Source organism: Actinomadura scrupuli, from assembly GCF_050971785.1.
In the GTDB taxonomy this organism is placed as follows: Bacteria; Actinomycetota; Actinomycetes; order Streptosporangiales; family Streptosporangiaceae; genus Actinomadura_E; species Actinomadura_E scrupuli.
In genome coordinates, this window is record NZ_JBPCCU010000008.1 from 246,793 (window position 1) to 270,259 (window position 23,467).

Consider the following 23,467-nt stretch of genomic DNA (forward strand, 5'->3'; position numbering starts at 1 on the left):
TTTGACTCCGGCGGGAGGTCTCTGGGACCGGCTTTACCGGCGTGGCGCGCTCAGATGGCGGCCGGGAGGGCGGAGCCGGTCGGTGGGGAGGTACGCGAGAGGGGGAGACGGAGGGTGAAGCGTGCACCCCCGGTGGGGGAGGTGCCGACCTGGAGTGTGCCGCCGTGAGCGTGGGCGATGTCGCGGGAGATGGCCAGGCCGAGGCCGGCGCCGCGTTGGTCGCGGGTGCGGGGGGTGCCCAGGCGGGTGAAGCGCTGGAAGATGCGCTCGCGGTCGGCGGGGTCGATGCCTTCTCCGTCGTCGGTGACGGTGAGTTCGGCGCCGTCGTGGTGGCGGCGGACGCGGAGGTGCACGGTCTGGTCGGCGTGGCGTTGGGCGTTGTCGAGCAGGTTGGTCAGGATGCGCGTGAGGTGGCTGGGGACGGCGTTGACGATGACGTGCGGTTCAAGGTGGAGCTGGACGGTGACGCGGTCGGTGCGGCGGGTGGCCTCGGTGCGGGCGAGGGCGGCGAGGTCGAAGTGCTGGAGTTCGTCGGGCAGGCCGGTCTCGGCTCGCGAGAGCAGGAGCAGGTCGGTGACGATGCTGTCGAGACGGTCGAGGTTCTTGAGGGTGCGTTCGATGAGGTCGGGCAGGTCGGTCTGGTCGGGGTGCAGGCGGGCTTCCTCGAGTTCGGTGCGCAGGCCGGTCAGGGGGTTGCGTAGTTCGTGGGAGGCGTTGGCGGCGAACTGGCGGCGGCGGCGGATCTCGCGCTCCAGTTCCAGTTCGCGCTCGCGCGCGGTGCCGGTGGCGGCCCGGCCGCGCTGCCGGATCCCGCCCGCGCCGGTGCCCGTGGTGGTGGCGGTGGGGCGGCGAGCTTGGTGATCGTGTAGGTCGGTCAGGGATGTCATGTCGGACCCCTTCTGCTTCGATCGGGCTGTGTCCCTGCCATGTGCACGGCCATCGGGACTACCACTCGCATCCTGACCCCCGCCCACGGCCCCCCACACCAGCCAACCGGCTAGGTACTCATCCGCCCGCCCTGCCCACCCCTCACGAGCGCGACCTGGCGGTCAGGACGCGGGCCGCACCGATCCGAGGCGCCCGGCCAGGAACTCCTGCTCGGCGGCGTTGTCGCTGAGCGCCAGCGCGGCGCGGTAGGCGTCGGCCGCCTCCGCGTGCCGGCCCAGGCGGTACAGCAGGTCGGCCTTGGTCGCCGGCAGGTAGCGGTAACCGGCCAGTCGCCCGTCGCGTTCGAGCCCCTCGACGTCCGCCAGCGCGGCCGCCGGCCCGTCGACCATCGAGACCGCCACCGCGCGGTTCAGCGCGACGACGGGCGACGGCCAGACCCGCAGCAGCTCGTCGTAGAGCGTGCGGATCTGCGGCCAGTCGGTCTGCTGGTAGGCCGGGGCCTGCGCGTGCAGCGCGGCGATCGCCGCCTGCAGCGTGAAACGCCCGGGCGGGCCGGCGCGGAGCGCGGCCACCACCAGGCCGTCGGCCTCGGCGATGAGCTCGCGGTCCCAGGCCGAGCGGTCCTGCTCCCGCAGGCGCAGCAGCCGGCCGTCCGCGTCGGTGCGGGTGGCGCGGCGCGCGTGGTGGACGAGCAGCAGCGCCAGCAGACCGGCGGCCTCACGCTCATCCGGCAGCAGCAGGCGCAGCATGCGGGCCAGGTCGAGCGCGCGTCCGGTGAGCTCGTCGCGCACGAGGTCCTGACCCGAGGGGGCGGTGTGACCGGTGGCGTAGAGCAGGTGGATCACGGTCAGCACCGCGTCGACGCGCTCGGGCAGCCCGTCGGCGGACGGCACGGTGTAGGGGATGCGCGCGGCGGCGATCTTCTTCTTGGCCCGGGTGAGGCGGGCGGCCATCGTCGCCTCGGCGACCAGGAACGCCTGCGCGATGTCCGGGGTCGCGACGCCGCACACCAGCCGCAGCGTGAGCGCGATCTGTGCCTCCTGGGCCAGGGCCGGATGGCAGCAGGTGAAGATCAGCCGCAGGCGGTCGTCGGGGATGGCGCCGGGCTCGGGCGTCCCGGTGTCCTGGGGTTCCACCAGCAGCGGCAGCCTGGTCTGGAGGGCCTGCCGGCGGCGCAGTGCGTTCAGCGCGTTACGTCGCGCGACGGTCGTCAGCCAGGCGCCCGGCCGGTCGGGCACGCCGTCGCGCGCCCACGTCCGCAGCGCCTGGACGTAGGCGTCCTGCACGGCCTCCTCGGCGGCATCGAGGTCGCGGGTCACGCGCACCGTCGCGGCGAGCACGTAGGCCCACTCGCGACGGTGCGCGCCGGCGACGGCCCGCTCGACCTCGGTCAGCTCGCCTCCAGGACCTCGAAGCCGATCAGCGGCCGGACCTCGACACCGCCGTCGACGATCGGTGTCAGCCTGGCCAGTGCCAGCGCGTGGTCGAGGTCGCGCGCCTCGATCACGAAGACCCCGGCCAGCGCCTCCTTGGTCTCGATGAACGGGCCGTCCGTCACCAGGCCGCCGCGGATCGCGGTCGCCGTCGCGGTCTGCTCCAGCGCGATCCCTGCGACGATCCGGCCGCCCTGCTCGGCGATCCGGCCGGGCAGCCGCCCGTGGGCCTCCATGATCTCCGGCGGGATCTCGGCCACGCCGCCGGGCGTCTCACGCTCGAAGATCAGAACCGCGTACTGGGCCATCGCGGGGGAGTTCTCGGCCATGTCGGATGCCTCCGTCACTCGTCGTCGGGAGCCGCACCGTACGGCTCCTCCACTATCAACGACATCCGGGATCCGCCGAAATCGACAGCCGGCGTGAAGAAGTTTCGCCGGTCCGTCGCCGGTGGCCGGGCCTGGTGCGACACGGAACCGATCCGAATCGTCGTGACGAGGACCCCGCGGTGCCCGGGGTCACCCGAGGGTCACCGCTCGACCGGGCCGTCCGCCGAGGCCGGCCAGTCCCAGTGCGGCACCTCGCGCAGCGGATGCAGCTGATCGTCGCTCTCGGCATGGGAGTTCTGCACCGCCACCCGGGACCCGAACTCCACGTGCGAGCGCAGCGCCTCACGGAACGGCGGATCCGCGGGCAGCCCGGCCTCGTCGGCCGCCGCCAGATACAGCTCGACGAACCGCCGCCGCTGCGCCTCGTTGATCTTCAAGCCCCGGTGCGCCGCGATCAGTCCCGTGAACCCGCCCATCTCGCGGGTGAAGGTGTCGGGGCCGCCGAAGGTCTCGGCGCTGAAGGCGGTCAGATGCGCGACGTGTTCCGGGCGTCCGGCGCCGAACAGGGGCTGGAGCAGCGGGTCCGCCAGAACGCTGCCGTAGAAGACGTCGATGAATCGGTGCAGGCCTTCCTGACCACCGGCATGCTCGAAAAGCGTTACCATAATTACATCATTACACTACCGGCAGGGCGTCGGCCAGACCCAATGACGATCTTCAACGCGCGGCCCATCGAGGCGCGGTGAGTTAAGGAAATATTTGCCAGACAATTTCCAGGCTCTTGCAACCCATGTGTTAGGAAGACCCGCCATCCTTGCTGGGATGAACTGGAAGTCCTCCACCAACGACGCCGTCCGCCGGGCGACGGGGTACCGGCTCGTCCGCGACCAGCGCGGGCCCGCCCTCCCATTGCCTGATCAGAGCAACCGCCATCTCGTCGCACCGATCTTCATCATCTCCTCCGTGCGCTCGGGGTCCACGCTGCTGCGGTCGATCATGGGCGGGCACTCCCACCTCTACGCGCCGCACGAGCTGCACCTGCGGGATCTCCAGGTCGATCTGACCACCGACTACGTCACGGAGTCGATGAAGGCCCTCGGGCTGGACAAGCGGGAGCTGGAGCACCTGCTGTGGGACTGCATGCTGGCGCGTGAGGTCGCCAAGGCCGGCAAGAAGCATCTGCTCAACAAGACCCCGCACGATGTGTTCATGTGGCGCCGCATCGAGGGCTGCTGGCCGGACGCGCGGTTCGTCTTCCTGCAGCGGCACCCCTACGCCGTCGTGCGCTCCTGGCACGCCGCCCGGCCGCAGTGGAGCCTGGACGAGGCGATCGACAGTTCACTGAAGTACATGGAGGCGGTCGAGGAGGCGCGCACGTCGCGCCCCGGCATCACGGTCCGGTACGAGGACCTCACCGCGGACGCCGAGGCGGTCTGCGGCAGGGTCTGCGAGTACCTCGGCATCGAGTGGGAGCCGGACATGCTGGACTACGCCAAGAACGACCATGACACGTTCCGGGCCGGCTTCGGCGACTGGACGAAGAAGATCCGCTCAGGTCGGGTCCAGCCGGCCGCGCCGCTGCCGGATCCGGCCGAGATCCCCCCGCGGCTCAAGGACATCTGCGCCGCCTGGGGGTACGTCTAGGGGCCGAGGTCCACGTCGTCCACCGGCGGGCGAGGTGCGGCACGGCGCCGGTGAACCACCGGTACGTCGTGGCCGGCGGCACCGGCTCGTGCGGAGCCCGGGGTCGTCCTGATTGGACGGGGGAAAAGCGCGTGAAGGGCGCGCTCCGGGGGAGGGGGGCCAGAGACGGCGTCGCCGTCGCCTGGTTGAGGAGGACCTCATGACTTCCGCCGCACGACCTCCTGGTGCCGGCGACGGCGCCGAGCCCGCGCCGCGGCCGGCGCAGGGTGTCCCGCCCGCGCAGGGCACCCAGCCCGCGCAGCCCGCTCCCGCTCCCGCGCAGGCCGCTCCCGCCGCGCAGGGCGGTACGGGGGTGCGACCTGCTCCGAGGCTGGAGCAGCACCGGGTGACCGGCACCCGGATCGGCGGGATCTGGATCGCGAGCATCCTGTTCGCGATCGTGCTGCTGCTACTGCTGATCTTCATCCTGCAGAACGGCAAGAGCGTCGAGATCTCGTTCTTCGGGCTGCACGGGCACATCCCGCTCGGCGTCGCGCTGCTGCTGTCGGCCGTTCTGGGCGTGCTGCTGGTGGTGATCCCGGGCACCGCCAGGATCGTGCAGTTGCGGATCGTCGCGCGGCGGCACCGTGGCCAGGACGCCGCCCGCCTGAGCAGGCCGGCGGAGACGCCGCGGCAGGCTCCGGGCCCGGGCGGACCCGCCCCCGGCGCGCCGGCACGGCCGCCCGGCGCGTGACCGGATCCGGATGATCGCGCGGTGATCGGCGCGGCTCACCCGGGACGCCGGCCGGACCGACGGGCTCCCGTCCGGGCGAGGCGCTGATCCGGCCGGAGCGGTCAGTGCGCGCGGGCGGCCCTCCTGGAACGCCTGGGAGGGCTCTTCGCGGGGGCGGTGCCGGCCGACCGGCAGGACCGGGTGGCCGCCACCTCGCCGGCCGGTCCCGTATCGGCCGTCCGCGCGCCGGTGGGCTCGGTGCCCGGCAGCGGCAGCCGCAGGACGAACCGGGCGCCTCGTGGCGAGGGCTCGACGCGCACCGAACCCTCATGGGCGTGGGCGATGTCGCGGGAGATGGCCAGACCGAGTCCGCTGCCACCGGAGTCCTGTGCGACGGGCGTCGTCCAGGCGGGTGAAACGTTCGAAGACCCGCTCCCGGTCGGCCGGCGCGATCCCGGCCCCGTCGTCGACCACGGCCACGACGGCCTGACCGTCCGCGGATTCGACGAAGACGCGCACGCCGGTGTCGGCATGCCGGCGCGCGTTGCCCAGCAGGTTGCCCAGAACCCGGATCAGCTGAACGCGGGAACCGAGGACGCGCACGTCGCGGGCCGCGTGGACGGACACCGGCACATCGTGGATCTGGGCCGCTTCCTGGGCCACCAGCGTGCCGAGGTCGACGATCTCGTACGGTGCCGGATCGGCGGCGTGCAGCCGGGCCATCAGCAGGAGGTCCTCGATGATCGCCTCGAGCCGGCCGGTGGTCGAGAGCGCCGCTCGGATGGTGTCGTGCGGATCGACGTCGTCGGGGTGGAGCAGCGCCTCCTCCAGCTGGACGCGCAGGCCGGTGATCGGGGTCCTGAGCTCATGGGAGGCCGTGGCGGCGAACCGGCGCTGCTCCTCGACCGCCCGAGCAGGCACCACGTCATCCAGGCCGTGAGACCCACGATGAGGAGGGCGGCCGAGCCGAGGACGTACTCCAAGTGGTGCCCGGCCAGGAGGGACCGGATCGCCAGGTCCGCGCTGACGCCCACCGCGGTCAGGGTGACCAGTAACAGCGTGGTGATGGCGACCGTGAGGCGGGCCCGGATCGAGTGAGGCCGCCGCATCGGCGTCACGAGCTTCCGCGTCGCGTGGCTGGTCCAGCGTCTTCGGCGCCCCGCACTTTCAGCAGGGCGGTGTGCTCGGTGAACGGCGGGACCAGCGGTCTCTCGGCGATGGCGCACCTCCTTCGCTAGCGGAGAACGATCGTTCTCCGCTCTGTGCCCTACACTAGGAGAACGATGGTTCTCGCGCAAGGAGGTGGTCATGGACAATGAGACGGCCGAGCTGCACGCCCTGGACGCGGCGGAATCGCTGTTCTACGAGAAGGGCGTGCAAGCGGTCGGCATGGACGAGGTACGCGCCGCCTCGGGTGTCTCCCTCAAGCGCCTCTACGGGCTCTTCCCGTCCAAGGCCCATCTGGTCGAGGCGTACCTGCGGCGGCGGGACACCCAGTGGCGCCGCCGGCTCGCGGAGTACGCCGACGAGCGGCCCTCGCCCGAGGAGCGCATCCTCGCGGTCTTCGACTGGTTGTACCTGTGGTTCAGCGAACCCGACTTCCGCGGCTGTGCCTTCATCAACTCCTTCGGGGAGCTCGGTGCCAGCACGCCGGCCGTGGCCGACATCGCCCGGTTCCACAAGAACGAGTTCCGCCGGTACGTCGCCGGCCTGGTGGCGGCCGCCAGGCGTCCCGCCTGGCTCACCGACCACCTCGTCCTGCTCGCCGAAGGGGCGATGACCACCGCCGCGATCTCGGCGTCCGCCGAACCGGGACGCCACGCCCGGGAGGCCGCGCGCATCCTGCTGCGGACCTGCGCTGCGGAAGGCTGAGCGGGCGCGTGCCGCCCGGCGGCCCGCTGACCTTCGTCTCGCCGCACCAGGCCGAATCAGGGGAGGACCCATGCCCGCAGTCGACGTCCGGCCGCTGCCCGCCGCCGCGAGCACCGACACCGCCGTCATGGAACAGGTCACCGAGCTGGTCAACCGGGTCTACTCGGCCGCCGAAGAAGGTCTGTGGATCGCCGGCGCCGCCCGTACCACCGTCGGTGAGATCGCCGGCCTGACCCGGGCGGGCGAGATCGCCGTGGCCCGGCTGGACGGGCGGATCGCCGGCTGCGTCCGGGTCCGGCGGCTCGACGGCGGCACGGGCGAGTTCGGCATGCTCGCCGCCGACCCCGGCCACCGCGGCTCCGGCGTCGGCCGGGAACTGGTCCGCTTCGCGGAGCGGACGTGCCGGGAGGGCGGGCTGTCGGTCATGCAGCTGGAGTTGCTGGTTCCCCGGGCCTGGGCACATCCGTCCAAGGAGTTCCTGGCCGGCTGGTACACCCGGATCGGCTACCGGGTGGTCCGCAGGGGGACCATCGACGAGTCCCACCCGCACCTGGCTCCGTTGCTGGCCACGCCGTGCGACGTCGTGATCTACCACAAGGCCCTGGACGGCTCGGCGGTGGCCGGGCCGGACGCGTCCTGACCGGCCGGGAGGCGCATGGGGCCGGGACGTCCCGGGCGGGGGCCGGCCGCCGGAGATCAGTCGGCCCGCACGGAGTCCTCGGTCCCGAGCGGGGACGGCGCCGGGGGCGGGCCGGTCCGCCGCAGGCGCAGCACGAAGCGGGCCCCTCGCTCGCTGTCCTCGATGGTCAGCGTGCCACCGTGCACCTCGGCGATCTGCCGGGCGATCGCCAGGCCCAGTCCGCTGCCCCCGGAGTCCCGGGTGCGGGAGGTGTCCAGCCGGGTGAACCGCTTGAAGACCTCCTCGCGCAGCTCGGCGGGGATCCCGGCGCCGTCGTCGGCCACCTCCAGGATCGCCGACGGGCCGTCGCCTCGCACGGTCACCATGATCTGCGTGAGCGCATGCCGCTCGGCGTTGTCCAGCAGGTTGGCCAGCAGCCGGGCGACCCGCAGCCGGTCGCACTGGGCGAACACGTTCTTCTCCACGTCCCGGACGATCTTCATCGTGGAGGTGCGGCGGTCCAGTTCCGCCTCCACCAGCCCGCCCAGATCGGTCACGTCGCACGTGAGCGACACGCCCGCGTCCAGCCGGGCGAGGAGGAGCAGGTCGATGACGAGCGTCTGCAGCCGTTCCACCGCGGCCAGCACGGCCTCCCCGACCTCCGGCCAGTCCGTGTCGTCCGGGTACATCAGCGCCTCCTCCACCTGGGCCCGCATGGCGGTGAGCGGGCTCCGCACCTCGTGTGAGGCGTCGGCGGTGAAGCGCCGTAGCTGCTCGTAGGCGGCCTCCAGCCGGTCCAGAGTCGTGTTCACGCTCTCGGCCAGCATCCTGATCTCTTTCTGGTTCCTGGGCACCGGAACCCGCCGGTCGAGTCCGGTGGCCGTGATCTCGTCCATCTCGATCCGGATGGCCTCCACCGGCGTCAGCGTCCTGCCGACCGCCCGGAAGACCCCCACGGACATCATCACGGTGATCAGCACGGCCATGGCGGCCAGGGAGATCGCCAGGGTGCCGTCGGCGTACCAGGGCACCGTGGGAATCGCGGTATAGATCATCCAGATGCCGTTCGGCTGGAAGACCCTGAACCCCACCACCGTCATGCAACCTCCCCCGACGCCGTTGGGCGGGCACATGGTCCGCTCGGCGCGCATCTCCGTCCCGGTCGGCTGGAAGTCCGCCATCGGCGGCTTGCCGAGGAGCTGCGGGGTCGCCGTGACGACACGTCCGCGCGTGTCCAGGACCTGGATGGCGTCGTCGCCGTTCGAGACCAGGGAGTGGGGGAATCTGTTCGTCTTGATGTGGTAGATCAGCCGGTCGATGGTCTCGGTGACCTGCGCCTGCCCGGACCGGGCGTCCCTGTCGCGCACGGCCATGACGACGAGCACGCTGATGACGATGCACACCAGTGCCGCGAAGGCTCCGGCCACCAACGTGATGCGCATCCGCAGGGACGACCGATCCGGTCTGGGCACCTGACCCTCCGAGACCTCCCGAGGTGAAGGTCGATCACCTCTTCAAAGCATGGACCGATATCGGGTCAGACCACTCCCGCATTGCGGCAAAGATCCGGAGGTCTCCTCGTTGCTCTCCCACCAGGGAGCACCGGGAGACGGCGGACCGCCGGTCACCTCATGGCGGCGGGCGGCGGCGTCGCTCCCAGATCGTGGCGCACTCGGGACAGGTGTCGGGGGGAGGCGCGTCCGACGACTCCCCGCGGACCGTGATCACCGCTCCGCAGTAGGCGACGACGGTGGAACCGGCCGGGCGTTCGGGCGGTGGATAGCCGTGGGCGACCTCGTCGGCACCCGCTGGTGCCGGCCTGGGCGCGAATTCGGTCGAGGACTGCGACGCCACCCCTCAACGGTAAGGCACCGGGATCCGGACCGGCCAGACCGGTCCCGGTCGGCTGTGGCCGGGGCCGCCGGTACCGGCCGCGAGCACAGCCTGGTCCGGCGCCGCGGGCTCCGCCGGGGCGCGGCTGCGCAGAGCGGGCTGTGCATCTCGCCCCGGTCAGGGGGGCGAGGTTCCCCGGCGCCGCTCCTGTGCGGCCACGGCGTCGAGATCCCGGATCCGGTCGAGCCCCCGCAGCGCCTGCGCCATCCGGCCGTTGTGCGCCAGGAGCGCGCGGTTGCGCTCGAGGAAGGCCCAGTAGCCCGCGATGAAGGGACAGGCGTCCTCGCCGACCCGCTTCCTCGGGTTGAAGCGGCACTTCCCGCAGAAGTCGCTCATCCGGTCGATGTACGCGCCTCCGGCGGCGTACGGCTTGGTCGCCATGAGCCCGCCGTCCGCGTGCTGGCTCATGCCGACCACATTGGGCGCCATCACCCAGTCGTAGCCGTCGGCGAAGGAGAGGTGGAACCAGGCCGTCAGTTCCGCCGGGTCGATCCCGCGCTGCAGGGCCCAGTTGCCCAGGACCATGAGCCGGGGAATGTGGTGCACCCAGCCGCGCTCCCTCAGGTCGGCCAGGACCCGCCGCAGGCAGGCGGCGGTCACCTGATCGGCGTCGAGATCCCAGAGCCAGCCGGGCACCCGGGCCCGGGCCCGAAGGCGTTTCGCGCCCGGTAGTCCGGCCCGAAATGCCAGTACAGGTGCCAGACGTAGTCCCGCCAGCCCATCACCTGCCGGATGTAGCCCTCGACGCTCGGCAGCGGAGCCGTGCCCTGGCGGTAGGCCCCTTCCGCGGCCCTGACGCAGTCGAGCGGATCGAGCAGGCCCAGGTTGAGCGCGGGTGAGAGCAGGGAATGCGACATGAACGGGTCGTCGGCGAGCATCGCGTCCTCCCACGGGCCGAACGCGGGCAGCCGGTGCCGGACGAAATGCCGCAGCGCCTGGGCCGCCTCCCGCGCGGTCGCGGGCGCCCAGCGCGGCCCGTCCGCTCCGGCGAAGGAGACCTCTCCGTCCGCCTCCCAGCGATCGAGGTCCGCCCGCACCTCCTCGTCGATCTCGTCCTCCTCGGGCCTCCAGGGCGGCGGGACCGGGAGGCGCTTGGTGTCCGGCGGCGGCTCCCGGTTGAGTCGGTCGTAGTTCCACTGGCCGCCGGCCGGCTCGTCGCCGTCCATCAGGACGTCCAGCCGGCGACGGGCGTCCCGGTAGAAGTCCTCCATCAGCAGGCGGCGCCTGCCACGGCCCCCGGCCCACCGGGCGAAGTCGTCCGGGCCGGAGACGAAACCGCGTTCCGGCAGCACGGTCACCCCGGGACGCGACGCGGCGAAGCGCCGGGCCGGGTAGGAGGTCGGTGCGCACACCTCCACCCGGCCGCCCACCTCGCCGAGCGCCTCACCATAGGTCTCGGCCCGCACGAACGTCGCCCGGTCGCCGAGCTCGCGGGCCCGGTGGCGCAGCGCGGACAGCACCAGGTGCGCCTTCTGCCGGTGGAACCGGCGCCGCCGGAGCACCGCCCGGGACTCGATCAGGAGGACGGGCTGCTCGGCGTCGTCCAGGAAGTGCGGTCCGAGCTGGTCGGCGAACAGCCAGCGGCGCGTCGGCGGGTCGGAAGCCTGGTCGGTCACGTTCGCTTTCTAGCGGCCACCGGCCCGAGGGAGCCCCGCCGACACCCGGGCCGGGGGGAAGCTTGTACCTGCCCTCACCGGGCCTTCGGCCGCCCGCTTCCGGGGCGCGCCCGGCGGCCCCCGAGAACCGGCGGCCGAGCGGGCCGGAGGCGGCTCCGGGCGGCCTTCTCGGCGGCCCTCTGGAAGGTCGCGGCGGGTCGCCGCCGAACGTCGCGCTCAAGGGCCAATTGGACCGCATGATAATTGGGACAGGCATTGATTTCCGCTCATATCGGATGGGATGCTCTAGTGCCAATTGGTGATCATCATGGGGCGGCGACTCCATGGACCGGCTCCGCCAAGGAGAAGGCATGACCGATGGACGCACGTGCGGGATATGGGCCGACCCGGTATCCGCATCGCCGGATACGCGACGTTCATATTCGCTCTTCCGGTAAGGCGCCCGATGGCTGCGTCGGTCGTCGGTTGTATCGTCGCGGTGGCGCTGTTGCTGGCGCCCGGCATGCACTACGACATGCTGCGCGGGCGGGTGGCGGGTAGTACCCGTCCGGTGTCGTCTCCGCAGGTCGGCCGGGTGCTGCTGGCCTCCGTGCTGCTCGGCACGGTGACGCTGGCGGTGCTCGGGGCGGTGCGGTGGCTGGGGCCGGGGACGATGCTGAATCCCCGCCTGCTGGCCGAGGACGGCACCTACCTGGCGCGTTCTCTCGTCCTCGCGAGCTGGACGGCGATCTGTTTTCTCGCGCTCTCCCTGACGATCGCCGCGTTGGCCGCCGCCGCGCACACCAGGATCGAGAAGGCGTCGGCGATCGCCGGAAGTGGCCTGCATTCTCCGGCATATCCCGGCGGCCGGCAGACGGACGTGCTGACGTCGGATGTCGAACTCGAGGTCAAACTCAACAACGGCGACACATATCGCGGTCTGTTCGACGACTACTCCAAAGAGACCGACCCGGCAGAACGCCAGCTGGTGCTGGAAGGGCCGATCTTCCACCTGGACGACCTCGGCAAGCCGTTGCCGCTCGACCCGGTGAACTGGCACCGGCTGGTGCTGCCGCGCAGCGCGATCGTCAGCATCCTGGTGCGCCACGTGGACGGCGGGTGGAAGTCCGGGACGACCCAGATGAGCCCCCAGCTGAAGAGCTATCCCCGGCACTCCAGCCCGCGCCGCGACGCCGCGGGCCAGCTGAAATGGCTCCTCCACTGGTGCTACGAAAGGCGCTCGGACCCGTACATGCTCGCCCGGCTGCTGGGCGTGGAGCTGCTGCTGCTGGCCTCGGTGGCACTGCTGGCCAGGGCGGCCGGGTAGCGGCCGCGTCCTACGCGCCCGGGCCGTCCTGTTCGGGCCCGCCCGCCGGTCCGGTGGCGCGGCGCCGGGCGACGCCTCCGGCGATCAGCGCGGTGAGCCCGCAGACGCCCAGGACCGCCGCGGAGTACCGCAGAGGGGTGCGCGCGGAGGCGCACATGGCGTGCGGGACCTCCGGGTCGAGGAAGTCCTTGGCCTGCGTCAGCTCGACGGACCGGTCGGAGAAGTCCGTGGGCCGCAGGACGGATCCGCAGTCGAGTTCCTCGCTGTGCACGGGCCACAACCCGAGCCCGACGGCTGCGGTGATCAGCGTCAGCCCGACCCACGGTAGTCGTCTTTTCACCGGCGAAGGATCGCAGCCCGCGACGATCTGCGCGGAGGCAATCCGGGACAGGGCCTGGTTGCGGACGGCCTAATCCCCTGGCCGGGCGGAGAGCGGGCCGGCCGCGGAGCCGCGTGCCACGGTGGCCGGGGCCCGTCTCCGCGCTGATCGGGGCACCAGGGCGGGCTCGCCGGGTGATGGCCCGCCTTCCGTTCTCAGGCGTTCGCGCCGGGCCGGTCCGGGCCGCGATCCCAGATCTTGTCGAAATGGTAGATGTCCGAAACCGGCCAGAGTTTCCCCGTGGCGAGCTCGTACTGCGGCTCGGGGAAGTCCTTGCGCTCGGCGAGCAGGTGGACGCGGGCCGGGGACACGCCGAGGATCTCGGCGACCTCGGCCACCGCCACGAGCGGAACCGCCCGCGCCGCGCCGCCGGGCGGCTCGCAGGGGTCACTCCAGGGGCACGCCCGCACGCCGGTCCGCTCCAGGTCGAGGCCGGCGGTGGCGCGGCCGACCACGGTGAAGGCCTCGTCGATGGCCGCCCGGAGGTCATCGAGGGCGCTGGTGAGGACGATCTCGGTCGTGTGCGGCTCGATGCCCGCCGTGACGGTCCAGCCGGTCTCGTCGGCGAGGGCGGCGAGCTGTTCCGGTGAGACGAAGCCGACGCTGGTGAGGGTGATGTGCCACTGCGGCCGGGCGGGGGAGTCCATGGGTCAAGCCTGCATCAACCACCGCAGAAGCGCAGGCGGTTCCCCGGCGGCCGGAGGCCGGTACGGCCCGCCGGCGCGGCGGCGGTGCCGGCACCGCCGCCGCCCGCCCGGCGTTCGCGGCCGGCGTTCGTGGCCGGGGGCGCTCAGGCGGTCGCGCTGGGCAGCTTCAGCGGATCACGCGGTGCCTCGGCCTTCGCGGCGCTCATCCTCTCGCCCAGCTCCTGCAGGACCTTGCGTCCCATGGACTCGCGGACCGTGGGGAACCAGTCCTGCTCCTCCTCCTCGACATGGTGGCGGACGTTCTCGATCAGGACGGTGACCTTCGCGGTGTAGCGCTCGTCGGCCGGGTCCATGCCGGCCAGCTCCGACAGCATCCAGACCACCACGTGGTGTTCCTCGATGCTCTCCAGCACGTGGTCGGTGGTGTCCGGTACGGCCTCGCGGGCGGCGGGGTAGAAGATCTCCTCTTCGATGTGGGCGTGGGCCGTCAGCTCTTCGATGATCTTCTGGACGAGCTGCTGCTTGGTCTTGACCGCCCGGTCGCCGGCCTTCTCGAACTCCTTGAACAGCTTCTCGACCGTCTTGTGGTCGTCCTTGAGCAGCACGATCGCGTCCATGGTCGCCTCTCCTCGCGGGTGTCGGAGCCCGTGTACTGCCCCGCGATCCGTCGATCATGCAGACGGGTTCGGACGAGGTTCCCGGAGCGATCTCCCCGCCTCCGGTGCCGTGACCTTCGGCGGAAGGGGGGTAGGGGGTGAGGATGAACGGACGAGAGCGACCGGACCCGGAACGGCAGGCGGACATCGAACACGGGCTCGTCGAGCCGCAGGGCGTCAACGCGGGACCTCCCGTGGACGCGGAGGTTCCCCCGGTACCGGGCGGGCCGCCGGACGAGGCCGCCGGGCCGCCGGACCGGCTCACCGCGAGCGAGGCGGCCCCCGACGAGAGGGTGGGCCTGCCCGGGCAGAGGCCCGGTTACCCGGGGCAGCAGGGCTCGATGGAGACCGGCTGACCACCGGTCCCGGCCCGCCGGGGCGGGACTCAGCGGTCGCCGAAGCGCTCGCCGACGAGGCCGCCGAAGAGGTGGCGGTCGAGGAAGGCGTTGGTGAACGTGCCGGCCGGGTCGTAGTGACGGACCAGCTCGTGGAAGTCCGGCAGCCGCCGGTACCGGGACCGCAGGACCTCGGGCGGGGTGGTGAAGAGCTTGCCCCAGTGCGGCCTGGCGTCGAAGGGCGCCAGCCGCTCCTCGAGGAGCGTCAGCACCGGCAGCACCGCCCGGACGTCCTCGACCCAGGTGAAGTGCAGCCCCACGGTGTCCTCCTGGTAGGAGGGGCTCATCCAGAGCTCGTCCGCGGCGATGGTGCGGATCTCCGAGATCTGCAGGACCGGGGCGACCCGGTCGCGGACCTCGTCGACGGCGTGCAGGGCCGCGAGGGCGTGCCGCCGGGGCACGAGGTACTCCGACTGGAGTTCCGCCCCGCTGCTGGGGGTGAAGCCGGGCCGGAAGTGCGGCAGCCGCTCGAACCACGGGCCCGCCACGCCCAGCTGCTCGGTGCAGTGCACGGCGGACATGCCGGGCACCGGATGCCGCGGGCCGTCGGCCGGCCGCGCGTCGAACCAGTCCCGCTCCGCCGGCCAGGCGCCGTCCCGGCCGACCCGCTTCACCCACACCTGGTCGATCCGCGCGTCCCGCCAGCCGGTGAACAGGCTCACGCTGTACGCGCTGGAGACGAGGTCGCTGAAGTGCTCGTCCAGCACGCCGAGCGGCAGCCCCTCGTAGACGCGCTGCCGTACCTCGAAGGCGGGCACGAGGTCCAGGGTCACGCTGACGACGATGCCGAGGGCGCCCAGGCCCACGACGGCACCGCGGAACCGGTCCCCGTCCCGGTCCCGGCTGAGCGTGACGAGGTCGCCGTCCGCGGTGACCAGCTCCAGCTCGGACACCGCCGTGGCGAGGTTGCCGTTCGCGTCACCCGAGCCGTGCGTCGCGGTGGCGATCGAGCCGGCCACCGAGATGTGGGGGAGGGACGCGAGGTTGGGCAGGGCATGGCCCGCGCCGTGCAGCCGCCGGCCCAGCTCCGCGTAGCGCATGCTCGCGCCGACCCTGACCGTGGCGGCGGCGGTGTCGATCTCCATGGTGGCCGGGAGCTCCGCCGTCGAGACCAGGACGCCGGACGTGTCGGCGATGTCGTTGAAGGAGTGCCCGCTGCCCAGCGCGCGGACCTTCGGGCTCCGTGCGACCAGGTGTCGTAGCTGCGCCGTCGACGTCGGGCGGTGCACGCCGCCCGCCTGGAACACGACGTTGCCCGCCCAGTTCGTCAGACCCCCGGTCACCGGCATCCCGCCCTCCCGCCTCAGAGGAGGCTCGCCGGCCGCACCGACCGTGATCCCCTCACCAGGCACGATATCGGCAGATCTCACCGGCGAACGCCGCCCCCGGCCCGGATGCCGGGAGGCCGCCCTGCTTCGCGCGAAACCGGCCCGATTTCGAGTGAACCGCGCCGGCGGCGTGCGCCGTACTCCTGGGTGCCCGTGCTCCCGGGCTTGGTGATGCGGTCAAGGCGCCTGCGGGAAACCTCCCGCAGGCGCCGACGCGTCTGCGGCCCTTCCCGTGGCCGCCCCGGCCGCCCCGTGCGGACCGTCTCGGCACCGCACCGGCGGCCTCTTCACGGCCCGGACCGGAGCGCTCCTCCGGCCCGTCGCCGCGCCGCCCGGCCGGGCCCAGGGCGGGACCGCGCGCTCCGGGGGTGGAACCTGGACGTACCGGTGTCCCGCCGGGCACCCGCCAACTTCCTCGTGCGCACGGGCAACCCCGCGGGCGGCCGGAGCGTATGTGTGGTCGGTGAACGGCCGAGAGGAGCACGGATGGGGGTCGGCGGGGCGGTGAGCGACGAGCACGAGTTCGAGGACTTCGTGGCGGCGCGCGGATCGGCGTTGCTGCGGACGGCCGTGCTGCTGTGCGCCGGATCGCGGCACGACGCCGAGGACGTGGTGCAGACCGCGCTGGAGAAGGCCTACCGGCACTGGGACCGGGTGGAAGGCGATCCCGAGCCCTACGTGCGCCGCATCCTGGTCAACGTCACCATCAGCCGGGCACGGCGCTGGAAGCTGCTCCGCGAGGTGCACATGGCGCAGCCGCCCGAGCCGCTGGTGTCCGCCGCCGACGACGGCGTCGTGCTCCGGGATCTGCTGCTCGGGGAACTGCGGCGGCTGCCGCCCCGCCAGCGGGCGGTGCTGGTCCTGCGCTACTGGGAGGACCTGTCCGAGGCCCAGATCGCCGCACTGCTCGGCTGTTCCGCCGGGACGGTCAAGTCACAGGCCGCCAAAGGGCTGGCCCGGCTCCGCAACGCCGGTGTCGAGAGCGCGGGAGTGTCGTATGAGCACTGAGAGCCGACTGCGTCAGGCGATGAGCGACCACGTGGCCGGGGTGGTGGCCCCGCCGGATCTGCTGGCCGCCGTGCTCCGGCGCCACCGCCGCAGGGTCGTGCGCAACCGGGTGCTGACGGCCGCCGGAGCCGCCGTGCTGGCGGCCGGGGTGCTGCCGGTGTACGGGATCGTCACCGGCGGCGGCGACGGTCGCGTCTCCCCGGCGACCGGTGCCGGCTCGTGTGCCGTCAGCGTGCCCAGCCGGGTGCTCCCGCCGTGGGCGCGCACCGGGTTCAGCGCGGCCGAGCCGCGCATGCCGTACGTCCTCGGGGCCCGTGGCGACATCGTGGCGATCCTGTTCGGCGATCCGCTGGCGGCGCCGCCGCGCCGGGACCTGAGCAACAAGATCCTCTGGGTCTCGCGCGTCCCGCTCGTTCCCGGAGACCCGCTGGTCGTCCATGCCAGGCTGGACGGCACGGGGACCCGGGTGACGCGCACGGTGCCGGGCGGGCCGGGTCCTTCGGGCATCGACCTTCCCCGGCCCGGATGCTGGCATCTGACCCTGACGTGGTCGGGGCACACCGACACGATGGATCTCCGCTACTCCCCGCAACCAGGATGAGCTCCCCGCTCAGAACGAGACCCTGAACCACACGGTGAGGCCGCCGCCGTCCTCGCGCCGCATGCCCCACTCCTTGGAGAGGGCGTCGAGGAGGAACAGGCCACGGCCGCCCTCGGCGTACAGGTCCTCGCGCACGGCCGGGGTGGTCTGCGCGCCGCCCTGGTCGGTGATCTCGACCCGGTAGGCCCGGTCCTCGGCGTAGAGCGCGATGGTGACGCTGCCGCCCGGGTCGCGGGAGCCGGTGTGGGTGATCGCGTTGGTGTAGGCCTCGACGGTCAGCAGCACGATCTCGTCCGCCGCGGGGTGGCCGGCTCCGATCTGCTCCCGCAGGGCACGCCGGACCTCCGCGGCGGCGCGCGGTTCTCCGGGGTAGGTCGCTCTCGACCTCAGGACGCCGTCGTTCATCGTGATACCTCCGCGCCTGCCACTGTGGTGGGCCGTGCCGGACGAGCGGTGACCAGATCGATGAGGGACGGCCGGCCAGATGACTGGATGGTCACTCCCGGATCGCCGCCGCGACACCCACCCGCGGGGGATCTCACGGGTGAGTCCGCCGGGGCGATGACGGACCACGCCGTCCCGGCGCACCGGCGAAGGGCCGTGGCGCACGTTCTCCGGGAACCGGTGAACTCGCCGCACCCGCCGTGCGTACCCCTGGGTACCCCCGGAAGAGGTAGGTGATGAGGTCTCGGGGCGCCCGTGATGACCCGCCCGGGACAGGCGCCCCCCGCCACGGATCCGCCCGGCCTGCGGATGGTTCCGCCGCAGGCCGGGCACCACCGGCCCGGTCTCCGGGGTCCCCGGGCAGGCCGCCGCGCACGGCGCCCGGATGAGTAGGTGATCTCCCGTCGCTGAGCCCGCGTACTCAGGCGTGCCCGCCCGTGCCTCCGCACAATGGTCGGCGGAGGTGATGCCCGGATGCGGGTTTCCACATGGGGACGCCTGACCAGGGGTCTGGCGGCGTTCGTGCTCATCGCGGCCGCGACGGCCGCCGGCTATCTCGGCTGGCTCGGCTGGGACCAGCACAAGGACCCGCTGCCCGGCGGCGGGGTCAGCGGGCCGTATCAGGCCTGGCAGGTCCTCGGGCTCGTGGCCACGCTGTGCGCCGTCGCCGTGGCGGCCGGCCGGCGCGGGCACCCGGTGGCCGCCGTCCTGGGCATGACGCTGACGATGACCCTCTGCTTCTCGGTGGACGCGGCGGGGGACGCCGACGGCGATGGCCTGTGGCCGGTGGGCGCCGCCCTGGTGGCGATCGGCACGTTCACCGGGATCTCCCTCGTCGCGGCCCTCGCCTGGGCACTGCGGCCCCGGCCTCCGCGGCCGGCGGGCCAGAACTGATCGAGAGAAATCCCGTGCCGGGATGAACCGTCTGCGCACGCGTCCGCGTACTGCTGGTCGTCCCCCTCTTCACGTCGAGAGACGAGGAGAGGAGGGCGAGCGGGCCGAGGCGTCTGTGGTCCTGGCGTTAACAGGGAAGGGGCCGCAGACGCCCCGGCGATTCGTACCGGCGGGACGGCGGTTCCGGCCCGGGTCTTGCCAACCCGCCGGCCGGGCGGGTATCAAGTCCGCTACGCCGTCCCGGCCGGGACACGGCGCCGCGACACCTGAGGCGAGGCCCGATGACCACGGCCGACCGGACGCTTCCTCCCGCTCGGCCAGTGCCGATCGACACCGAGCTGAGGGCCCCGCTGCCGGAGGCGGCGGCACGCGCCACCGAGCTCGCGGCCATGGGATTCGACGGGGTCTTCACCTTCGAGGGCCCGCACGACGTCTTCCTGCCGCTGGCCCTCGCGGCGGACAGCGGCCTGGAGCTGATGACCAACATCGCCGTCGCCTTCCCGCGCAGCCCGGTCCACCTCGCTCACCTCGCCTACGACCTGCAGGTGCTGAGCCGCGGCCGGTTCCGGCTCGGGCTGGGCAGCCAGGTGCGGGCGCACGTCGAACGCCGGTACGGCGGTGAGTGGTCGCGTCCGGCGGCGCGCATGCGGGAGTACGTCCTGGCGGTGAAGGCCGTGCTGCACTGCTGGGAGACCGGGGGCCCGCTGGACTTCCGCGGCGAGTTCACCACCCACACGCTGATGCCCCCCGTCTTCAACCCCGGCCCGAACCCGTACGGCCCGCCGCGGATCCTCATGGCGGGCGTCGGGCCGCTCATGACGCGGGCCGCGGCCGAGGTGGCCGACGGGTACCTCATCCACCCGTTCAACTCCGACGCCTTCGTGCGGGCGACCACGCTGCCGGCCGTGCGGCGCGGCCTGGCCGACGGCGGGCGGGAACGGCCGTCGCTGGAGGTCTGCCACCAGTTCATCGTCGGCGCAGGCCGGGACGAGGCGGAGCTCAGCGCCGCCCGCGCGGGGGTCAGGCAGACGCTGGCCTTCTACGGTTCGACGCCCGCCTACCGCCCCGTCCTCGAGGCCGAGGGCCAGGGGGAACTGCAGCCCGAGCTGGCGGCCCTGGTCCGCCAGGGCCGGTGGGCCGAGCTGCCGGGACTGATCGACGACGGGCTGCTCGCGGCCGTCGGCGTGGTCGGCACGCCGGCCGAGGTGGCGGCCGCCATCACCCGCCGGACCGGCGGGATCGCCGACCGCATCGGGTTCTACCTGCCCTACCGGGCCGAGCCGGACTGCGTCGCGGAGATCCTGGACGCGCTGCGCGGCGGGGCCCGGCTGGGCTCCGGCGACGCGGTCACGTGACGGCGCCGCGGGCGGCGAACCGCTCGTCCCGCCAGGCCCCGGAGTCCAGCACCTCCGCCAGCGCGGTCGCGGCGTCCCAGACGTCGCGGTAGGTCACGTACAGCGGGGCGAACCCGAACCGCATGATGTCGGGGCTCCGGAAGTCCCCGATGACCCCGCGGTCGATGAGGGCCTGCACGACGGCGTGGCCGTGCGGATGCCGCAGCGACACCTGGCTGCCGCGCTGCCCGGGCTCGCGGGGTGTCACCAGCTCGAGCCCGAGGCCGTCGGTCAGCCGGATGAACAGCTCGGTGAGCGCCAGGCTCTTGGCCCGCAGCGCCCGCAGGTCCACCTCCGCCCAGATCTCCAGGCTCGCCCGCAGGCCGGCGAGGCTCAGCAGCGGAGGAGTGCCGACCAGGAACCGTCCCATGCCGGCCGCGGGCGCGTACGCGCCGTCGAAGGCGAACGGGTCGGCGTGCCCGAACCAGCCGGTCAGCGGCTGGGAGACGGCCTCGTGGTGGCGCCCGGCGGCGTACACGAAGGCGGGGGAGCCGGGACCGCCGTTGAGGTACTTGTAGGTGCAGCCGACGGCGAAGTCCACGCCGCAGTCGGTGAGCCGGACCGGGAGCGCGCCGGCGGAGTGGCACAGATCCCAGATCACCAGGGCGCCGTGCCGGTGGACCAGCTCGGTCACCGCGGCCATGTCGTAGAGCCGGCCGGTGCGGTAGTCGGCGTGCGAGAGCAGCACCACCGCGACGTCGTCGTCCAGCGCGTCACCGAGGGCGCCGTCCGGGCCCGGGCCGGCCGGCCGGCGTTCGCAGCCGTCGAACAGGCCGCTCACGCCTTCGGCGACGTACAGGTCGGTGGGGAACGAGGCGGGATCGGAGACGATGACCCGGCGTCCCGGGCGCAGCCGCAGCGCCGCCGCCAGCACCTTGAACAGGTTGACCGAGGTGGAGTCGCAGACCACGACCTCGCCGGGGGCCGCGCCGACGAGCGGGGCGAGCCCGTCGCCCAGGTCCCGCGGCAGGTCGTACCATCCGGCGTCGTTCCAGCTCCGGATCAGGCCCTGGCCCCATTCGTCCTCGACCATCTCCCGGATCCGGCCCGGGGTACGGCGGGGGAGCGCGCCCAGGGAGTTGCCGTCCAGGTAGACCACCCCCTCCGGGAGGGAGAACTCCGCCCGGAAGCGGGCCAGCGGGTCGGCGGCGTCGCGGGCCGCGCAGTCGGTGCGGGTGATCACGTGTCTACAGCTCGTTCCGGAGAGACCACAGTTCGGGGAAGACGTCCTGCTCGACGGCCTTGCGCAGCCACGACAGGCCGCTGGAGCCGGCGGTGCCGGGCTTGGCGCCCATGGCGCGCTTGACGGCGGACTCGTGGCGCCGGCGCCAGCGGGTGACGCGTTCGGCGACGTCGAGCAGGAGCTCGGCGAGCCGCTCCAGGTCGCGGTGGGCCTCGCCGGTGTAGACGATCCGCCAGGCCTTCTCGACCTCGGCGTGGGCCTGGTAGGGCCTGGTGCGGTCCCCGTCGAGCTGGGAGAGCGGGATCGGCAGGCCGCGCCGGTCCAGCAGCGCGAGCACGTCGTCGTACAGGCTGGGCGCGTGCAGCGCGGCGGCGAGATCGGCGTGCACCTCGGGCACGGCCTCGTGCGGCCGCAGCATCGCCGCCGACTTGTTGCCGAGCAGGAACTCCAGGTGCCGGTAGGCGTACGACTGGAATCCGGAGGCCTCGCCCAGATGCCCGCGGAAGACGTTGAACTCGCGTGGGGTCAGGGTCGCCAGCAGGTCCCACGAGCCCACGAGGACGTCCTGGACGCCCAGGCCGCGGCGCAGCGCCTCCATCGCGCCGGGCACGTCGTCCTCGCGGAGGGCCTGCTGAGCCCCCTCCCACTCGTGCCGCAGCAGCCCGAACAGCAGCTCCATCACCTGGGTCGCCACGATGAACGACATCTCCGCGCTCTCGCCGGTCCGCGGCCGCTGGAGCGAGTGGAGCGTGGTGATCTCCGCGTAGGTGGAGTACGGGGTGGCGGCCGGGGACGAAAGCCTCGGCGGGGCCACTTTCTGGTGCGTCATACGATCATTGTCTGCCCTGTACTCGTTGCCGTAGAAGGGGCATCATGTACGGATAAGCCTCGATGACTTGGCGATCGAAACGTGTTTTCGGAGATTACCTTACGATCGGGAGAACACATGGACGCGCTCGACCGGCGCCTGCTGGCGGAGCTGCAAGGTGACGCGCGCCTGTCCTTCAACGAGCTGTCGCGCCGGGTCAACCTCTCCTCCCCGGCCGTGGCCGAGCGGGTGCGGCGGCTGGAGGCCGACGGCGTCATCAGCGGCTACCACGCCCACGTCGACCTCGCCAAGGCCGGCCGGCCGATCACCGCGCTGGTCCAGGTCCAGTGCTACGGGCCGCGCTGTGTGCTGCGCGACTTCGAGGTGGAGACCTGGCCCGAGGTCGTCCAGCTGCACCGGGTCACCGGCGACGCGTGCTGTGTGCTGATGGTGGCGGTGCCCGCCATGGCGGCCTTCGAGGCGCTCATCGACCGGCTCGCGGAGTACGGGCCCCCGTCCAGCACCATGGTGCTGTCCAGCCCGGTGCTCTGGCGGCCGGTCGTGACGGCGGAGCCCGCATGAGCCGCGAGGTGCTCGGCCGCGCCGCGCCGGACCCCGACCACACCGTGCCGTACGGCCCGCACCCCGACCAGGTCATCGACATCCGCCTGCCCGCCCGGGTGCCGGCGCCGCTGGTCGTCCTGGTGCACGGGGGGTTCTGGCGGGCGGAGTACGACCGGACCCATACCGGCCCGATGGCCGACGCCCTGGCGGCGGCGGGCCACCTCGTCGCCGTGCCGGAGTACCGCCGGTCCGGGGCCCCGGGCGGCGGCTGGCCGGGCACCTTCGACGACGTCGCCGCCGCGTTCGACGCCGTCGGCGCGGTGGCGGAGCGGTACGGCGCGGATCCGGCGCGCACCGTGTGGGCGGGCCATTCGGCGGGCGGGCATCTGGCGCTGTGGGCGGCGGCCAGGCACCGGCTGCCGCCGGGCTCGCGCTGGCACGCGCCCGGCCGCCCGCCGGGCGTGGTCTCGCTCGCCGGCTGCGCCTCGCTGGAGCTCTGCGACGCCTGGGACCTCGACGACGGGGCGGCGGCGGCGCTGATGGGCGGCTCCGCCGCCGAGCTGCCCGAGCGCTACGCCATGGCCGATCCGGCGGCGCTGCTGCCGCTCGGCGCCCCCGTCACGTTGCTGCACGGGACCGGGGACGACCGGGTGCCGGTCGGGATGAGCCGTGCGTACGCCTCCCGCGCCGCCCGGGCCGGTGACGCGGTGACCCTCACCGAGCTGCCGGGAGCCGACCATTTCGCCCTCATCGACCCGCTGTCCCCGGTCTGGCCGCGGGTCCTCGCCGCCCTCGCCGCGGCGATCCCCTCACCGTGACCCCCGACCCCTCTGCCCTCTGCCCCTGGGGGTGGG

Annotated in this window: 30 protein-coding genes; 13 read left to right on the top strand and 17 right to left on the bottom strand. The window is 72.9% G+C overall.

The window, feature by feature from the left end; all coding sequences use genetic code 11:
* Nucleotides 1-50: 50 nt before the first annotated feature.
* From ACRYCC_RS31765 to ACRYCC_RS31780, 4 genes are all read right to left on the bottom strand, one after another.
* The gene (locus ACRYCC_RS31765; protein WP_433817431.1) at nt 51-887 is read right to left on the bottom strand and encodes a sensor histidine kinase; all 837 of its coding nucleotides are present in this window, start codon (nt 885-887) and stop codon (nt 51-53) included.
* Between the two features lie 162 nt (nt 888-1,049).
* Nucleotides 1,050-2,228, bottom strand: coding sequence for an RNA polymerase sigma factor (locus ACRYCC_RS31770; RefSeq protein WP_433817432.1), 1,179 nt, complete (start codon nt 2,226-2,228; stop codon nt 1,050-1,052).
* A 50-nt stretch (nt 2,229-2,278) separates the two neighbouring features.
* Entirely contained in the window at nt 2,279-2,650 is a 372-nt protein-coding gene (locus ACRYCC_RS31775; protein ID WP_433817433.1) for a YciI family protein, read from the bottom strand.
* Between the two features lie 200 nt (nt 2,651-2,850).
* On the bottom strand, nt 2,851-3,315 hold the full coding sequence (locus tag ACRYCC_RS31780) for a group II truncated hemoglobin (RefSeq protein ID WP_433817434.1): 465 nt from the start codon (nt 3,313-3,315) through the stop codon (nt 2,851-2,853).
* 157 nt (nt 3,316-3,472) lie between these two features.
* Between ACRYCC_RS31780 and ACRYCC_RS31785 the strand changes: the two genes are divergently transcribed.
* Entirely contained in the window at nt 3,473-4,294 is an 822-nt protein-coding gene (locus ACRYCC_RS31785) for a sulfotransferase family protein (RefSeq protein WP_433817435.1), read from the top strand.
* Between the two features lie 199 nt (nt 4,295-4,493).
* Nucleotides 4,494-5,027 carry a LapA family protein gene (locus tag ACRYCC_RS31790; protein WP_433817436.1) on the top strand — a complete coding sequence of 178 codons (534 nt, stop codon included), beginning with the start codon at nt 4,494-4,496 and terminating at the stop codon, nt 5,025-5,027.
* Between the two features lie 101 nt (nt 5,028-5,128).
* Here the strand turns inward: ACRYCC_RS31790 and ACRYCC_RS31795 are convergent, their stop codons facing one another.
* The gene (locus ACRYCC_RS31795) at nt 5,129-5,326 is read right to left on the bottom strand and encodes a hypothetical protein (RefSeq protein ID WP_433817588.1); all 198 of its coding nucleotides are present in this window, start codon (nt 5,324-5,326) and stop codon (nt 5,129-5,131) included.
* A gap of 7 nt (nt 5,327-5,333) precedes the next feature.
* Nucleotides 5,334-5,927, bottom strand: a complete 594-nt coding sequence (locus ACRYCC_RS31800) for a sensor histidine kinase (RefSeq protein ID WP_433817437.1) — start codon at nt 5,925-5,927, stop codon at nt 5,334-5,336.
* 15 nt (nt 5,928-5,942) lie between these two features.
* Here ACRYCC_RS31800 and ACRYCC_RS31805 point away from each other — a divergent pair, with 15 nt between their 5' ends.
* The 3 genes from ACRYCC_RS31805 to ACRYCC_RS31815 all read left to right on the top strand — a co-directional run bounded on the left by ACRYCC_RS31805 (nt 5,943) and on the right by ACRYCC_RS31815 (nt 7,518).
* Nucleotides 5,943-6,104, top strand: coding sequence for a hypothetical protein (locus ACRYCC_RS31805; RefSeq protein WP_433817438.1), 162 nt, complete (start codon nt 5,943-5,945; stop codon nt 6,102-6,104).
* A 210-nt stretch (nt 6,105-6,314) separates the two neighbouring features.
* Complete coding sequence (locus ACRYCC_RS31810) at nt 6,315-6,878, top strand: TetR/AcrR family transcriptional regulator (protein ID WP_433817439.1); 564 nt, start codon at nt 6,315-6,317, stop codon at nt 6,876-6,878.
* Nucleotides 6,879-6,948: 70 nt separating this feature from the next.
* Entirely contained in the window at nt 6,949-7,518 is a 570-nt protein-coding gene (locus ACRYCC_RS31815; protein ID WP_433817440.1) for a GNAT family N-acetyltransferase, read from the top strand.
* A gap of 56 nt (nt 7,519-7,574) precedes the next feature.
* Here the strand turns inward: ACRYCC_RS31815 and ACRYCC_RS31820 are convergent, their stop codons facing one another.
* The 4 genes from ACRYCC_RS31820 to ACRYCC_RS31835 form a co-directional block, all read right to left on the bottom strand.
* Nucleotides 7,575-8,969, bottom strand: coding sequence for a sensor histidine kinase (locus ACRYCC_RS31820; protein ID WP_433817441.1), 1,395 nt, complete (start codon nt 8,967-8,969; stop codon nt 7,575-7,577).
* 157 nt (nt 8,970-9,126) lie between these two features.
* Entirely contained in the window at nt 9,127-9,351 is a 225-nt protein-coding gene (locus ACRYCC_RS31825; protein WP_433817442.1) for a hypothetical protein, read from the bottom strand.
* A gap of 156 nt (nt 9,352-9,507) precedes the next feature.
* Nucleotides 9,508-9,990 (bottom strand): cryptochrome/photolyase family protein, encoded by a 483-nt coding sequence (locus tag ACRYCC_RS31830; protein WP_433817443.1) that lies wholly within the window; start codon nt 9,988-9,990, stop codon nt 9,508-9,510.
* On the bottom strand, nt 9,987-11,006 hold the full coding sequence (locus tag ACRYCC_RS31835) for a cryptochrome/photolyase family protein (protein ID WP_433817444.1): 1,020 nt from the start codon (nt 11,004-11,006) through the stop codon (nt 9,987-9,989). Before ACRYCC_RS31835 ends, ACRYCC_RS31830 begins: the two co-directional genes overlap by 4 nt.
* A 445-nt stretch (nt 11,007-11,451) precedes the next feature.
* Here ACRYCC_RS31835 and ACRYCC_RS31840 point away from each other — a divergent pair, with 445 nt between their 5' ends.
* Nucleotides 11,452-12,312: a DUF6338 family protein gene (locus ACRYCC_RS31840; RefSeq protein WP_433817445.1), complete on the top strand. Its 861-nt coding sequence runs from the start codon at nt 11,452-11,454 to the stop codon at nt 12,310-12,312.
* A gap of 10 nt (nt 12,313-12,322) precedes the next feature.
* On the opposite strand, the gene ACRYCC_RS31845 is transcribed toward ACRYCC_RS31840, so the two are convergent.
* The 3 genes from ACRYCC_RS31845 to ACRYCC_RS31855 all read right to left on the bottom strand — a co-directional run bounded on the left by ACRYCC_RS31845 (nt 12,323) and on the right by ACRYCC_RS31855 (nt 13,955).
* Nucleotides 12,323-12,652 (bottom strand): hypothetical protein, encoded by a 330-nt coding sequence (locus ACRYCC_RS31845; protein ID WP_433817446.1) that lies wholly within the window; start codon nt 12,650-12,652, stop codon nt 12,323-12,325.
* 194 nt (nt 12,653-12,846) lie between these two features.
* A complete protein-coding gene (locus tag ACRYCC_RS31850) occupies nt 12,847-13,338 on the bottom strand; it encodes a helix-turn-helix transcriptional regulator (RefSeq protein WP_433817447.1) in 492 nt (163 codons plus the stop codon).
* A gap of 143 nt (nt 13,339-13,481) precedes the next feature.
* Nucleotides 13,482-13,955 (bottom strand): hemerythrin domain-containing protein, encoded by a 474-nt coding sequence (locus ACRYCC_RS31855; protein ID WP_433817448.1) that lies wholly within the window; start codon nt 13,953-13,955, stop codon nt 13,482-13,484.
* Nucleotides 13,956-14,098: 143 nt separating this feature from the next.
* Between ACRYCC_RS31855 and ACRYCC_RS31860 the strand changes: the two genes are divergently transcribed.
* A complete protein-coding gene (locus ACRYCC_RS31860) occupies nt 14,099-14,350 on the top strand; it encodes a hypothetical protein (protein WP_433817449.1) in 252 nt (83 codons plus the stop codon).
* Nucleotides 14,351-14,379: 29 nt separating this feature from the next.
* Here the strand turns inward: ACRYCC_RS31860 and ACRYCC_RS31865 are convergent, their stop codons facing one another.
* Complete coding sequence (locus ACRYCC_RS31865; RefSeq protein WP_433817450.1) at nt 14,380-15,678, bottom strand: FAD-binding protein; 1,299 nt, start codon at nt 15,676-15,678, stop codon at nt 14,380-14,382.
* A gap of 525 nt (nt 15,679-16,203) precedes the next feature.
* Between ACRYCC_RS31865 and ACRYCC_RS31870 the strand changes: the two genes are divergently transcribed.
* Together ACRYCC_RS31870 and ACRYCC_RS31875 are read left to right on the top strand one after the other, a co-directional pair.
* Nucleotides 16,204-16,725: a SigE family RNA polymerase sigma factor gene (locus tag ACRYCC_RS31870; protein WP_433817451.1), complete on the top strand. Its 522-nt coding sequence runs from the start codon at nt 16,204-16,206 to the stop codon at nt 16,723-16,725.
* On the top strand, nt 16,715-17,326 hold the full coding sequence (locus ACRYCC_RS31875; protein ID WP_433817452.1) for a hypothetical protein: 612 nt from the start codon (nt 16,715-16,717) through the stop codon (nt 17,324-17,326). The genes ACRYCC_RS31870 and ACRYCC_RS31875 overlap by 11 nt, the downstream gene beginning before the upstream one ends.
* A gap of 9 nt (nt 17,327-17,335) precedes the next feature.
* Here ACRYCC_RS31875 and ACRYCC_RS31880 read toward each other — a convergent pair whose 3' ends face one another.
* Nucleotides 17,336-17,731 (bottom strand): ATP-binding protein, encoded by a 396-nt coding sequence (locus ACRYCC_RS31880; protein WP_433817453.1) that lies wholly within the window; start codon nt 17,729-17,731, stop codon nt 17,336-17,338.
* A 513-nt stretch (nt 17,732-18,244) separates the two neighbouring features.
* Here ACRYCC_RS31880 and ACRYCC_RS31885 point away from each other — a divergent pair.
* Complete coding sequence (locus ACRYCC_RS31885; protein ID WP_433817454.1) at nt 18,245-18,664, top strand: hypothetical protein; 420 nt, start codon at nt 18,245-18,247, stop codon at nt 18,662-18,664.
* A 320-nt stretch (nt 18,665-18,984) separates the two neighbouring features.
* The gene (locus ACRYCC_RS31890; protein ID WP_433817455.1) at nt 18,985-20,019 is read left to right on the top strand and encodes a TIGR03617 family F420-dependent LLM class oxidoreductase; all 1,035 of its coding nucleotides are present in this window, start codon (nt 18,985-18,987) and stop codon (nt 20,017-20,019) included.
* Here the strand turns inward: ACRYCC_RS31890 and ACRYCC_RS31895 are convergent.
* Together ACRYCC_RS31895 and ACRYCC_RS31900 are read right to left on the bottom strand one after the other, a co-directional pair.
* Nucleotides 20,012-21,241: a kynureninase gene (locus tag ACRYCC_RS31895; protein ID WP_433817456.1), complete on the bottom strand. Its 1,230-nt coding sequence runs from the start codon at nt 21,239-21,241 to the stop codon at nt 20,012-20,014. The two genes, ACRYCC_RS31890 and ACRYCC_RS31895, sit on opposite strands and share 8 nt — an antisense overlap.
* A 4-nt stretch (nt 21,242-21,245) precedes the next feature.
* Nucleotides 21,246-22,070, bottom strand: coding sequence for a tryptophan 2,3-dioxygenase (locus ACRYCC_RS31900; RefSeq protein WP_433817457.1), 825 nt, complete (start codon nt 22,068-22,070; stop codon nt 21,246-21,248).
* A gap of 117 nt (nt 22,071-22,187) precedes the next feature.
* Between ACRYCC_RS31900 and ACRYCC_RS31905 the strand changes: the two genes are divergently transcribed.
* Together ACRYCC_RS31905 and ACRYCC_RS31910 are read left to right on the top strand one after the other, a co-directional pair.
* Nucleotides 22,188-22,631, top strand: a complete 444-nt coding sequence (locus ACRYCC_RS31905) for an Lrp/AsnC family transcriptional regulator (protein ID WP_433817458.1) — start codon at nt 22,188-22,190, stop codon at nt 22,629-22,631.
* Nucleotides 22,628-23,431, top strand: a complete 804-nt coding sequence (locus ACRYCC_RS31910) for an alpha/beta hydrolase family protein (RefSeq protein WP_433817459.1) — start codon at nt 22,628-22,630, stop codon at nt 23,429-23,431. Before ACRYCC_RS31905 ends, ACRYCC_RS31910 begins: the two co-directional genes overlap by 4 nt.
* Nucleotides 23,432-23,467 lie beyond the last annotated feature (36 nt).